General features: G+C 59.3%; 10 protein-coding genes. 8 read left to right on the top strand and 2 right to left on the bottom strand.

Annotation, left to right across the window (positions count from 1 at the left end; genetic code table 11):
* Positions 1-96 precede the first annotated feature (96 nt).
* The 4 genes from FYJ43_RS09235 to FYJ43_RS09220 are packed head-to-tail and all read left to right on the top strand — an operon-like array spanning position 97 to position 3,827.
* Entirely contained in the window at positions 97-1,590 is a 1,494-nt protein-coding gene (locus tag FYJ43_RS09235) for a methylmalonyl-CoA carboxytransferase subunit 5S (RefSeq protein WP_154564096.1), read from the top strand.
* A gap of 15 nt (positions 1,591-1,605) precedes the next feature.
* Complete coding sequence (locus tag FYJ43_RS09230) at positions 1,606-3,180, top strand: acyl-CoA carboxylase subunit beta (RefSeq protein ID WP_154564094.1); 1,575 nt, start codon at positions 1,606-1,608, stop codon at positions 3,178-3,180.
* 26 nt (positions 3,181-3,206) lie between these two features.
* Positions 3,207-3,449, top strand: a complete 243-nt coding sequence (locus FYJ43_RS09225) for a hypothetical protein (protein WP_002550299.1) — start codon at positions 3,207-3,209, stop codon at positions 3,447-3,449.
* A 15-nt stretch (positions 3,450-3,464) separates the two neighbouring features.
* Positions 3,465-3,827, top strand: coding sequence for a biotin/lipoyl-containing protein (locus tag FYJ43_RS09220; RefSeq protein ID WP_002550326.1), 363 nt, complete (start codon positions 3,465-3,467; stop codon positions 3,825-3,827).
* 169 nt (positions 3,828-3,996) lie between these two features.
* Here FYJ43_RS09220 and FYJ43_RS09215 read toward each other — a convergent pair whose 3' ends face one another.
* The gene (locus FYJ43_RS09215) at positions 3,997-4,350 is read right to left on the bottom strand and encodes a L,D-transpeptidase (protein ID WP_154564487.1); all 354 of its coding nucleotides are present in this window, start codon (positions 4,348-4,350) and stop codon (positions 3,997-3,999) included.
* 1,305 nt (positions 4,351-5,655) lie between these two features.
* Positions 5,656-7,518, bottom strand: coding sequence for a translational GTPase TypA (typA, locus tag FYJ43_RS09205; RefSeq protein ID WP_154564092.1), 1,863 nt, complete (start codon positions 7,516-7,518; stop codon positions 5,656-5,658).
* A gap of 398 nt (positions 7,519-7,916) precedes the next feature.
* On the opposite strand from typA, the gene FYJ43_RS09200 reads away from it, so the two are divergent.
* From FYJ43_RS09200 to FYJ43_RS09185, 4 genes are all read left to right on the top strand, one after another.
* Entirely contained in the window at positions 7,917-8,438 is a 522-nt protein-coding gene (locus tag FYJ43_RS09200; protein WP_154564090.1) for a DUF3151 family protein, read from the top strand.
* 133 nt (positions 8,439-8,571) lie between these two features.
* The gene (locus FYJ43_RS09195; RefSeq protein ID WP_154564088.1) at positions 8,572-10,203 is read left to right on the top strand and encodes an MFS transporter; all 1,632 of its coding nucleotides are present in this window, start codon (positions 8,572-8,574) and stop codon (positions 10,201-10,203) included.
* On the top strand, positions 10,200-11,102 hold the full coding sequence (locus FYJ43_RS09190; RefSeq protein WP_154564086.1) for a DUF4862 family protein: 903 nt from the start codon (positions 10,200-10,202) through the stop codon (positions 11,100-11,102). The genes FYJ43_RS09195 and FYJ43_RS09190 overlap by 4 nt, the downstream gene beginning before the upstream one ends.
* Positions 11,099-12,067, top strand: coding sequence for a dihydrodipicolinate synthase family protein (locus FYJ43_RS09185; protein WP_154564084.1), 969 nt, complete (start codon positions 11,099-11,101; stop codon positions 12,065-12,067). Before FYJ43_RS09190 ends, FYJ43_RS09185 begins: the two co-directional genes overlap by 4 nt.
* Positions 12,068-12,099 lie beyond the last annotated feature (32 nt).

Raw genomic sequence — 12,099 nt, 5'->3', positions numbered from 1 at the left:
CTCTCGCGATGGGTGATTATTCAGTTGAACATTGTTCAGATATGAAAAACGGACCCACGTGGCCCCTGTGCGTTCGTCTCGTGGAATCATGGACCCATGAGTCCGCGAAAGATTGGCGTTACCGAGCTCGTGCTCCGCGACGCGCATCAGAGCCTGCTTGCCACCCGCATGGCCATGGAGGACATGGTCGATGCCTGTGCTGACATTGATGCAGCAGGCTTCTGGTCCGTTGAGTGCTGGGGTGGAGCTACCTTCGATTCCTGCATCCGATTCCTCAACGAAGACCCCTGGGAGCGTCTGCGTACCTTCCGTAAGCTGCTGCCGAACTCGCGTCTGCAGATGTTGCTGCGCGGCCAGAACCTCCTGGGTTACCGCCACTACAACGACGAGGTCGTCGACAAGTTCGTCGAGAAGTCGGCTGAGAACGGTATGGACGTGTTCCGCGTGTTCGACGCCCTCAACGATCCTCGTAACCTTGAGCACGCGATGGCCGCCGTCAAGAAGACGGGCAAGCATGCCCAGGGCACCATTTGCTACACCACCTCCCCGATTCACACTCCTGAGAGCTTCGTCAAGCAAGCCGATCGCCTCATCGACATGGGCGCTGACTCGATCGCCTTCAAGGACATGGCTGCCCTGCTGAAGCCTCAGCCCGCATTCGACATCATCAAGGGCATTAAGGAAAACCACCCGGATGTGCAGATTAACCTGCACTGCCACTCCACCACGGGCGTCACCCTGGTTACGCTGCAAAAGGCCATTGAGGCGGGCGTCGATGTCGTCGATACCGCCATTTCGTCGATGTCGCTTGGCCCTGGCCACAACCCGACTGAGTCGCTGGTCGAAATGCTCGAGGGCACCGAGTACACCACCGGGCTTGACATGGATCGCCTGCTCAAGATCCGCGATCACTTCAAGAAGGTCCGCCCGAAGTACAAGAAGTTCGAGTCGAAGACGCTGGTGAACACCAACATCTTCCAGTCCCAGATCCCGGGCGGAATGCTCTCCAATATGGAGTCCCAGCTCGAGGCTCAAGGGGCTGGCGACCGCATGGATGAGGTCATGAAGGAGGTGCCGCGCGTTCGTAAGGACGCCGGATACCCGCCGCTGGTCACCCCGTCTTCTCAGATTGTCGGAACTCAGGCCGTGTTCAACGTCCTCATGGGCAACGGTTCCTACAAGAACCTCACTGCCGAGTTCGCTGACCTCATGCTTGGCTACTACGGCAAGCCGATTGGTGAGCTCAACCCCGAGATCGTCGAGATGGCTAAGAAGCAGACCGGCAAGGAGCCGATCGATTGCCGTCCTGCTGACTTGCTTGAGCCCGAGTGGGATCAGCTGGTTGAGCAGGCCAAGAGCCTTGAGGGCTTCGATGGCTCCGACGAAGATGTTCTGACCAACGCCCTGTTCCCGGGAGTTGCTCCTAAGTTCTTCAAGGAGCGCTCGCAGGGCCCGAAGAGCGTCGCGATGACCGAAGCACAGCTGAAGGCCGAAAAGGAAGGCACCGGCGCTGCTGGCATCGCCGGACCGGTCAACTACAACGTGACGGTCGGTGGCAACAGCCATCAGGTGACCGTCGAGCCTGCGTGAGGATGATCGCCAACTATGGCTGAAAAGAAACCAATCAAGCTGGCCGACACCATGGCCGGCCGGATCGAGCAGCTTGCTGACGAGCGTCACACTGTGGAACTTGGCGGCGGCGAGGCTCGACTCGAGAAGCAGCGCGCCAAGGGCAAGCAAACTGCCCGTGAGCGCATCGACAATCTCGTTGACGCCTACTCCTTTGACGAGGTCGGTGCCTTCCGCAAGCATCGCACCACTCTGTTCGGCATGGACAAGGCCGAGGTTCCCGCCGACGGTGTCGTCACCGGTCGTGCGACCATTCATGGTCGTCCGGTGCATGTCGCGTCCCAGGACTTCACCGTCATGGGTGGGTCGGCTGGCGAGACTCAGTCAACCAAGGTCGTCGAGACGATGGATCAGGCCCTGCTGACTGGCACCCCGTTCCTGTTCTTCTACGACTCGGGCGGCGCCCGAATCCAGGAGGGCATCGACTCGCTGTCCGGGTACGGCAAGATGTTCTATGCGAACGTCAAGCTGTCAGGCGTTGTGCCGCAGATCGCCATCATTGCTGGCCCCTGCGCCGGTGGTGCCTCTTACTCTCCGGCGCTGACCGACTTCATCATCATGACGAAGAAGGCCCACATGTTCATCACGGGCCCTGGAGTCATTAAGTCGGTCACCGGTGAGGAGGTCACCGCTGACGATCTAGGCGGCGCGGATGCCCACATGTCCACCTCGGGCAACATCCACTTCGTTGCTGAAGATGACGACGCCGCAGTGCTCATTGCGCAGAAGCTGCTGAGCTTCCTGCCGCAAAACAACACTGAGGATGCCCAGATCTACAACCCCAATAATGACGTTTCACCGCAGCCCGAGCTGCGTGACATCGTTCCGTTGGACGGCAAGAAGGGTTATGACGTTCGTGACGTCATCGCCAAGATCGTCGACTGGGGTGATTACCTCGAGGTCAAGGCTGGTTGGGCGACCAATATCGTCACTGCCTTTGCTCGGGTCAATGGTCGCACCGTCGGGATCGTCGCCAACCAGCCGAAGGTCATGTCGGGTTGCCTCGACATCAACGCCTCCGACAAGGCTGCCGAGTTCATCACTTTCTGTGACTCGTTCAACATTCCGTTGGTGCAGCTGGTTGACGTTCCCGGCTTCCTGCCCGGTGTCCAGCAGGAGTACGGCGGCATCATCCGCCACGGCGCGAAGATGCTGTACGCCTACTCCGAGGCCACCGTCCCGAAGATCACTGTGGTGCTGCGTAAGGCCTACGGCGGCTCCTACCTGGCCATGTGTAACCGTGACCTAGGTGCTGACGCCGTCTATGCATGGCCGAGCGCGGAGATTGCGGTGATGGGTGCAGATGGCGCTGCCAACGTCATCTTCCGTCGTCAGATCAAGGAATCCGAGGATCCCGTAGCCACCCGTGCTGCGAAGATCGAGGAGTACCGCAACGCCTTCAACACGCCCTACGTGGCTGCCGCCCGCGGGCAGGTTGATGACGTGATCGATCCCGCCGACACCCGTCGCAAGATCACTGCCGCTCTGGAGACGTACGCCACGAAGCGTCAGTCCCGTCCGGCCAAGAAGCACGGCGTCATGCCGTGCTGAGCGAATAAGGCTGATGGGAGGACAAGATGAGTGAAAATAATGAACTCGTCATCGAGACGCTGAACAAGCGACTCGCGGCGCTAGAGGCTGAAGTTTCCCGGCTGAAGAAGACGAGTAAGGACGTTCCTGAGGACGTGCTTGCCGCCATCTGCGCCGCCGTTTCGGCTTACCTGGGCAACGACGGAAAGGTTCAGGCCGTCCGTTTCGCCCCGAGTGAGACCTGGGTCCGTCAGGGGCGCAGGGCTCAGCAGAACCATTCGATTCGTTGACCTGGAGAAACTGACATGAAGCTCAAGGTGACCGTCAATGACGTCGCATACGACGTGGACGTTGACGTTGATAAGACCCCTAATGCGCCGATGGCGCCGATCCTTTTTGGCGGCGGCTCCGGTGGCCCGATGAAGGCATCTGGTGGTGGCGCTGGTAAGGCTGGCGAGGGTGAAGTTCCCGCGCCGCTGGCCGGTACCGTTGCCAAGATCCTCGTGGCCGAGGGTGACGCCGTTAAGGCCGGTCAGGTGCTTCTGACCCTCGAGGCCATGAAGATGGAGACCGAGATCAATGCTCCGGCGGATGGAACCGTCAAGGGCATCTTGGTGGCCGTTGGTGACGCCGTTCAGGGCGGTCAGGGCCTGGTGGCCCTGGGCTGATCCTCGGATCAAGACCACACCGGCGCCGTACCTCGGTACGGCGCCGGTGCTATGTCATAGGTAGATCGTCGTATCTAGGCCTTCGCCGCTGGCGAGTGCGGGACCATCGCCAGCGGTGGAGTGGGCATGAGTATGGCCCGCATCCAAGGATGCGGGCCATACGTCGTCGTCACTTAAACACGATGATCTTGCGGCCAGTTGGGGTGTGATCCCACAGCCACTTCAGACCAGTCATGTTGCGAATGTTGATGCAACCGTGGGACGCGCCATTCCACCCGTTGCGGGAGAAGTCCGACGAGTAGTGGATGGCCTGACCCTTGTAGAAGAACATCGAGTACGGCATGGGAGAGCCGTAGCTGCTCGAGATGTGGTTCTTGTCCTTCCAATACACCGAGTGGACGCCCTCGGCGGTCGGCATGCTGGGCCGCCCAAATCGGGCATCAAGGGTGATGAGAATGCGGCCGTTTTGCACCATCCAGAGCTTGCGCTGATTCTTGGATGCGCAAATAACGGTGCCGGTCATGCAGCGGCGATCGAGGCGAACACCAGAATTCGAGATCGGCAGCGTGGTTGGCGGGGCGGCGACACGCTTAGACGACAATGATGACGCGGGGATCCACGTCTGCCTATTGTTGAATAGGACTGGTGCCCAACCTTTGTAGTTCGGGCCGCGGCGCACGACACGATCGCCTTGGTGTGCGGTACCCATTGATCGCGCCGATGCCGAAGCGCCGGTGCGTATCGTCTGATTTGTCTTTACCCAGTAGGTTTGGGGACGAGTAGACGTGAGGGTGTTCCCGGGCAGCCAGGCTTGCTTATTTTGGTAGTACACCGGTGCCCAGCCTTTGTAGTTCGGGCCGCGGCGTACCAGGATTGTTGTGGCATGGGTCTTTCCCATGGACCGGAAAGACGTTCCAGCGCCGGTGCGTAGGTCAGAGGAAAGGTAGACCCACTGGGTTTGAGGGTGCCAGCTGGTGAGGGTGTTTCCGGGGACCCAGCCTTGCTTGTTCTTGTAGAGCACCGGTGCCCAGCCCTTGTAATTCGGGCCGCGGCGTACCAATGCATGAGTGGTGGCGGTCTTTCCCATGGACCGGAAAGACGTTCCAGCACCAGTGCGTAGGTCAGAGGAAAGGTAGACCCACTGGGTATGAGGGCGCGACGTGGTGAGGGTATTCGCGGGCACCCAGGCCTTGGTGGTCTTGTAGAGGATCGGAGCCCAACCCTTGTAGTTTGGGCCGCGACGACTCACCTGAGCGGTAGCCGGTACCTTCCCCATGGATCGGAAAGTAGTTCCAGCGCCAGTGCGCAGATCGGTGGCGATGTACATCCACAGTGGTGCGCTTGGATTAACAGATTGCGTCGTGGCCTTAATCGGAGCGGAGGCCGACGGCGTCGACGTTGAAGCCTTCGGTGCTGGCCGTGAGCTGATGGCTGCCGACTCGGTTTGCTGAACAGCCGACTCAGGTGCGTGGGTAGTCGGCTTGGGTGCCTGGGTAGCCTCCGTAGAAGAGTCTGCCGTGGGGTCGGAGGCTGCGGATGCGCTGGTAGTGGCAGTGGTTGACGATGCTGGGTCGGTCGAGGTAGTCGGCTCTGCATTCGCAACGCCGACGACCCCGGCAGATAGCGACATCGCCAGTACGGCTGCCAGGCTGGCAGCGCGGGAGGAGTGCATGAATCAATACCTTTCAGGACGTGGACGACATGATGCTACGCCCTTTCGTCGACAACGTTGATCTAGCCTCTGTTCCTGAGCTCGCGACGGTATCTCGACATGACAAAGGCGCTGCAGCACCCCTCGCCAGCGGGAATTGCAGCGCCTTGTGCGTGGTCAGCTATTTTTTGCGCGTGTGCGGGCCTTCGCCCGCTCGTGAGCATTGAGTTCGGTTTTGCGGATACGCACGACGTCCGGAGTGACTTCCAAGCACTCATCCTCGCGACAAAACTCGAGCTGCTGCTCCATCGACAGCTTGGTTGCCGGGATGAGACGCTCCAACTCGTCACCGGTAGAGGACCGCACGTTGGTAAGATGCTTTTCCTTGGTGGGATTGACGTCCATATCGTCGGGGCGGGAGTTTTCGCCAACGACCATGCCTTCGTAGGTATCCTCGCCGGGCGAGACAAACATCGTGCCGCGCTCCTGCAGGTTAAACAAGGCATAAGAGGTGACGACTCCCTGGCGGTCGGCGACCATCGAGCCGGTCTGACGGGTGCGCAATTCGCCCACCCACGGCTGGTAGTTTTCGAAAATCTGGTTCATGATGCCCTGACCGCGGGTCTGAGTGAGAAACTCGGTGCGGAAGCCGATGAGACCACGGGCTGGGACGACGAACTCCATGCGCACCCAGCCGGAGCCATGGTTGACCATATGCATCATCTGGCCCTTGCGCAGTCCCATCATCTGCGTAACAGCTCCCATGAACTCTTCGGGGGCGTCAATCGTGACGCGTTCGAAAGGCTCGTGCAGCTTGCCGTCAATGGTTTTGGTGACAACCTGTGGTTTGCCGACGGTGAGCTCGAATCCCTCACGACGCATCTGCTCGACGAGCACGGCCAGCTGCAATTCGCCCCGGCCTTGCACCTCCCACATGTCGGGACGGTTGGTGTCGGCGACCTTGATCGACACATTTCCGATGAGCTCTTGATCGAGGCGCGCCTTGAGCAGACGAGCGGTGAGCTTGTCCCCGGAGCGGCCCGATAGCGGCGATGTGTTGATGCCGATCGTCATTGACATGGAAGGCTCATCGACGTGGATGAGGGGGAGAGGGTCTGGATTCTCGGGATCTGAGAGAGTCTCACCGATGGTGATGTCGGGGATACCAGCTATGGCGACGATATCGCCGGGGCCAGCTTTTTCTGCGGGGACGCGCTCAAGCGCCTCGGTAATGAGTAGTTCGGAGAGCTTGACGTTTTGTACCGAGCCGTCACGCTTACACCAAGCCACCGTCTGACCCTTGGTGAGCTCACCGGAGACGATGCGGCACAGAGCTAGTCGGCCTAGGTAGGGGGAGGCGTCAAGGTTGGTGACGTGGGCGCGCAGCACCCCGCCTTCCTCGTAGGAGGGGGCCGGAATGTTCTCGAGGATGCAATCGAACAGTGGCTGGAGGTCGGGGGAATCGGGCAACCCGCCGTCCTCGGGCTTGTTAAGGGAGGCCCGGCCAGCTTTAGCTGAGGCATAGACGACCGGCACGTCAAGCAGGGAGGCATCGTCGTCGTCGGAAAGGTCCATGAAGAGGTCGTAGGTTTCCTCGACGACCTCATCAATGCGGGCGTCGGAGCGGTCAACCTTGTTGAGCACGAGGATGAGTGGCAGCTTCTTTGCTAATGCCTTGCGTAGGACGAAGCGGGTCTGCGGTAAGGGCCCCTCAGAGGCGTCGACGAGCAGGATGACGCCGTCAACCATCTCCAAGCCGCGTTCGACCTCGCCGCCGAAGTCTGCGTGACCAGGGGTGTCGATGATGTTGAGGGTGATTTCCTCGCCATCACTCATGACGTGCTTGACGGCGGTGTTCTTGGCGAGGATCGTGATGCCCTTTTCGCGCTCAAGATCCATCGAGTCCATGACGCGTTTTTCGACCTCGGCGCCCTCGCGGAAGGCTCCCGACTGCCACAACATCGCGTCAACCAAGGTAGTCTTTCCGTGGTCAACGTGAGCCACGATGGCAATGTTGCGCAGATCCTTGCGTACGGGCATGCAGAACTCCGGTTTATAGATCGAGGATGGGATACCGCGACGGGGGTCACGGGTGATTGGCGGGCAATAACACGCCACCGCAAAGTCTAGGTCAGGGCAGGGTTGCGCCACGAATGGGCGGGTCAGCGCCCCTTTCAGGAGCGCGAATGCTCTGCCTGATGCGTAGCTTTTTCAGCAGGCGTGTGGGTTCCGTCGCACCACTGAGAAGGCGGTACCTGTGCCTTGACTTGGTCGATGTGTTCGCCGCATCCGGCCCACGTCGTCTTGCCACAAACGTCACATCTGACGGGTCGGCACATGGTGATCATCCTTTCTTTGGCTGTCACAAGTTTATGTCATATGGCCTTATTGACTGTCTGAGTAAGCGCTGTGAAGCGTTTCGCCCTAGGCTGGGACGCATGGCTGAGGAGCAAAACACCGATCCGACCGCAGAGATCGAGGGGCAGGACCACGGCGTGCGGTTGCCGCCCGACCCGGCCATTCGCAAACTTGCCAAGCGTGGACGTGGCGAGTTCATGGCGGTCGTCAAAGAACATCCATCGTCGACCCTGTGCTGGGCGCTGCTGGCTGAGGGGTCATTGCTGACCGGCACGGATGCCGCCGACATCGCCGCATACGCCTATGCTCGCACCGGTCGCGACCTTGGGTTTGAGCAACTTCGCGATGCCGGATGGGACGGTGACGGGCCAGTTGACTGGGGCTACCTTCCTAACCAGGGCGTATTCCGTTGCCTTCATGCGCTGGCTATGGCAGCCGAGCGGCTTGGATTTGGGGATGAGTCTGACGACGCCGACACCCTTTTGCGGGAATTGAGCGACGAAGCTTGGCACGCACTGCGTGGCGACGAGGTGCCATCTGATGGCGCTGTCGATGTTGAGGTGGATGAGGGGTTTGGGGACGAGCAGACGTCTGATCATTAGGAGTGACGGTTTTCCGTCACTTCGACGCCATTAAGTTGACAACAGGATCTCGTCGGCTCATCCTTGACATAGGACATCCAAGGTCCAATGTATCGCGACGGGTTATCCCCGACCAATCAACGGAGATGGGCGTATGAATAGCGTCGATGCCACTGTGGGCAAGAGAACATGGCGTGACGAGCTGACCAGCACGCAATGGAAATCATTTTGGGCAGCATGGATTGGGTATCTGTTAGACGGATTTGACTTCGTCATGATTACCTTGGTCCTCGCCGAGATCGGGCGTACTTTTCACGTCGGGGCGGCTGCCACTGCAACATTGGTGTCTGCTGCCTTTATCGCACGGTGGTTTGGTGGCCTGCTTCTGGGGGCAATTGGAGACCGTGCTGGTCGCAAAGAGGCAATGGTCATTTCGATCTTGCTTTACGCTGGTGGATCGGTCGTCTGCGCCGTTGCTCCATCATTCTGGGTTATCTTCGTTGCTCGGGTCTGCATTGGCATGGGGATGGCCGGTGAGTACGGATCGTCAGCGACCTACGTCATCGAGTCGTGGCCGGTCCGACTGCGTAATAAGGCTTCGGGATTCCTTATTTCTGGGTTTTCCATCGGTGCTGGAATGACAGCCCAAATTTACGCTCTCATTGAACGCGTCACTCGGGGCACAACGGCTGAACCGTATACGTGGAGGATTCTCTTCGCTCTAGGTATTATCCCGATCGCGCTGGCGCTGTGGCTGCGACGTGCCTTGCCCGAGACGGCCGATTTCGCGAAAATGCGCGAAGAACAGGACGCTCGCGTTGCTGCTGGTGAAGTCGTCGAGAAGACAGATATGTTCACGATGCTCTTCGCTCGCACCGCAATGCGCAGCGTCATTAATATCATTCTTGCTCTGTCGGCGTTCGGGTGTCTCATCGTTATCTACTTGTTCAAGAGCGGTGTTTCTGACTTCGTCCTCGCCCTACTATGGATCATTGTTGCAGCCGTCATGGTGTGTTTCATGGTGCAGTTTGAGGGTCCACGGTGGCCAACTGGTGTAGCCGTGATGATTACGGTCTTTGTCGCTTTTCTATACTCGTGGCCGCTCCAGGCTCTTCTGCCCACGTACTATCGCCAGACTTTAGGGTTGGCTAGCGACACCGCTTCGAACCTCGTGACCGCAACTTCGTTCGGTGCTGCAGCTGGTTGCATCATGGCCGGGTTTATCGGCGACAGGTTTGGCACCCGTAAGGCGTACTGGGTGTCTCTCGTTATATCAGAATTCCTCGTGCTTCCGGTGTTCCTCGTTGATCGTGATATGGTGCACTCCTCAGTGATGTGGATCGTTTTACTTGGCGTCTTCATCTTTATCCAGCAAATGTTTGGCCAGGGAATCGCAGGCCTGCTTCCGAAATTCATCTCAAATTACTTCCCAGTTGAGAAGCGTGCTGCTGGTCTTGGTTTCTCGTACAACGTTGGTGCTCTTGGTGGGGCTATTGCTCCGGTCCTCGGCATTGCTCTAGCCGGAGATCCTGCAACTGGAGTTGGTGGTGCGTTGCCTTCGAATTGGGGTTTGGGATGGACGCTGTTCGCTTTGTCGTTTGCCTTCACGGCGGTGATCATCATTCTGATCGGTATTAACTTTCCCTACCGAATGCAGAAATTACTACGCCCGGACTATGTGCGTCCCTCCGACTTGATGGAACACGGTGATGAGGAGCTCGCGATTTCCCAGGGTTCTCATACTGACGTCGCACCATCCGCAGGAGAGAAAGTGAGCATCTCATGACGGTTCCCACCATTGTTGGCGCGTACGCCGCGATGCCGCAGACCATTGCTGATCGGGAGGATTTCTACCAGCGGCTCGGCGAGACTGGCTGGGTTGACGGTATCGAGATTCCTTACCGCGACGGTCTTGACGCCGATCCGCGCTGGCTGGCGGGCCAGTTGCGTGATCGCTTCGCCCAGTGCGTCGTGACCGCTATCCCAGGGACGATGGGACGCCTGGCTGATGACCCTAACTTCGGGCTCGCCTCCCCTGATGAGGAGGGCCGTCAGCGGGCCATGGACTGGGTCACCGGTCTGGTCAGCGATGTGCAATCCCTGCATGAGATGGTCGGGCACCGCGTTGTCCGCTTCGTCGAGATTCATTCCGCGCCCAGCAACCACGCCGAGCCGACCGCCCTCAAGGCTTCCCTGGCCGAGCTTTCTGGCCTCTTCGCAGGTGCCGGACTCACTCCCGTCATCGAACACTGTGACGCGGCTGGCGGAGTTGGTCCAGGGGAGAAGGAGTTCCTCAGCCTGGACGATGAGATCACAGCCGCGTCTGACAGTGGCGTTCATTTAGCGATCAACTGGGGGCGCAGCGTTGTGGAATCCCATGATCCAGATTTGCCGGCTCGTCAGGCTGCTCGGCTCGCCGGTGCTGGCCTGCTCGGAGCAGTGATGGTTTCGGGTGCTGGACCGCAAGCCACCCAGTACGGCCCGGCCTGGGGAGACGCCCACCTCCCACTACGAGACGACGAACCTACCAGCCTGCTGACCACTGATCGCGTGAGGTCTTTTATGGACGCGGCTCAAGGTTTGCAGGCCTACCAAGGCATCAAGATCCAGACTCCCGCTGACGCCACTGTCGAGCAGCGTCTAACCATGATCACCTCAATCCGTGACGCTATGACCTCAGCATGACGTCGATTAACGCACTTGTCACAACCACTACGAAGGACAACACCATGACCATGAAGTTCCACGGCGTCATTCCCCCCGTCGTCACCCCGTTGACGACTGACGGTGACCTCGACGTGCCGTCCTACCAGAAGCTCATTGACCGGCTCATCGACCAGGGCGTGGACGGGCTCTTCGTCCTCGGATCCACATCAGAAGTTGCTTTCTTTGACGACGAGATGCGCGGACGAGTGCTGGCCGAAGCCAAGCGGATTATCGACGGTCGGGTTCCGCTGTTGGCAGGGGTCATCGACACCGAGACCTTGCGCGTCATCCGGCATATACGCCAGGCCGAGGACATTGGCGTCGACGCTGTCGTCGCGACTGCGCCTTTCTATGCGATCACCGGGCCCACCGAGATCGAAAACCACTTCCGGGCGCTACACGAAGCCACCGCTTTGCCGTTGTTTGTCTACGACATTCCGGTGTGTGTGCATGTCAAGGTTTCCGTCGACCTGATGATGAAGTTGGGACGCGAGGGCGTCATCGCGGGGTGCAAGGATTCCTCAGCAGATGATGTTTCGTTCCGCCGTCTCGCCTTGGCTAATCGTGCCGCAGGTTCTCCGTTGGCTTTGTTTACCGGTCACGAGGTCGTCGTCGACGGGGCTTTCATGTCAGGCGCTGACGGTGTCGTCCCCGGTCTGGCCAATGTTGACGCAACCAACTACGTCGCCATGTATAAGGCGTATCGTGAGGGAGATTGGGAACGAGTTCGCACCGAGCAAGACAAGGCTGCTGAGCTCATGGAAATCGTGTTCGCACCGCAGGGTGTTGTCGGCCCGGCTGCCGGTGTTGGCGCGTTCAAGACGGCTTTGCAACTTTTGGGCGTCATCGAGACCAACACCATGACTGTGCCGATGCCGACCCTCGCCGGCGACAACGTTGAGAGAGTGGCAGAGGTGCTGCGTCGCGTCGGCGAGCTCGCGTGACGAACAGATATCAAGCTGAGGAGGACTCAAGC

The organism is Cutibacterium porci, assembly GCF_009696315.1.
GTDB classification, from domain to species: Bacteria; Actinomycetota; Actinomycetes; order Propionibacteriales; family Propionibacteriaceae; genus Cutibacterium; species Cutibacterium porci.
Note: the sequence above shows the minus strand (reverse complement) of the source record. Positions and strands in the feature narration are given on the sequence as shown.

Excerpts from the sequence above, each read along its gene's own strand:
- FYJ43_RS09200 (WP_154564090.1), top strand. The coding sequence starts at position 7,917 with ATGGCTGAGGAGCAAAACACCGATCCGACCGCAGAGATCGAGGGGCAG.
- FYJ43_RS09215 (WP_154564487.1), bottom strand. The coding sequence starts at position 4,350 with ATGACCGGCACCGTTATTTGCGCATCCAAGAATCAGCGCAAGCTCTGG.
- FYJ43_RS09195 (WP_154564088.1), top strand. The coding sequence starts at position 8,572 with ATGAATAGCGTCGATGCCACTGTGGGCAAGAGAACATGGCGTGACGAG.
- FYJ43_RS09230 (WP_154564094.1), top strand. The coding sequence starts at position 1,606 with ATGGCTGAAAAGAAACCAATCAAGCTGGCCGACACCATGGCCGGCCGG.
- FYJ43_RS09190 (WP_154564086.1), top strand. The coding sequence starts at position 10,200 with ATGACGGTTCCCACCATTGTTGGCGCGTACGCCGCGATGCCGCAGACC.
- FYJ43_RS09220 (WP_002550326.1), top strand. The coding sequence starts at position 3,465 with ATGAAGCTCAAGGTGACCGTCAATGACGTCGCATACGACGTGGACGTT.
- FYJ43_RS09185 (WP_154564084.1), top strand. The coding sequence starts at position 11,099 with ATGACGTCGATTAACGCACTTGTCACAACCACTACGAAGGACAACACC.
- FYJ43_RS09235 (WP_154564096.1), top strand. The coding sequence starts at position 97 with ATGAGTCCGCGAAAGATTGGCGTTACCGAGCTCGTGCTCCGCGACGCG.
- FYJ43_RS09225 (WP_002550299.1), top strand. The coding sequence starts at position 3,207 with ATGAGTGAAAATAATGAACTCGTCATCGAGACGCTGAACAAGCGACTC.
- typA (WP_154564092.1), bottom strand. The coding sequence starts at position 7,518 with ATGCCCGTACGCAAGGATCTGCGCAACATTGCCATCGTGGCTCACGTT.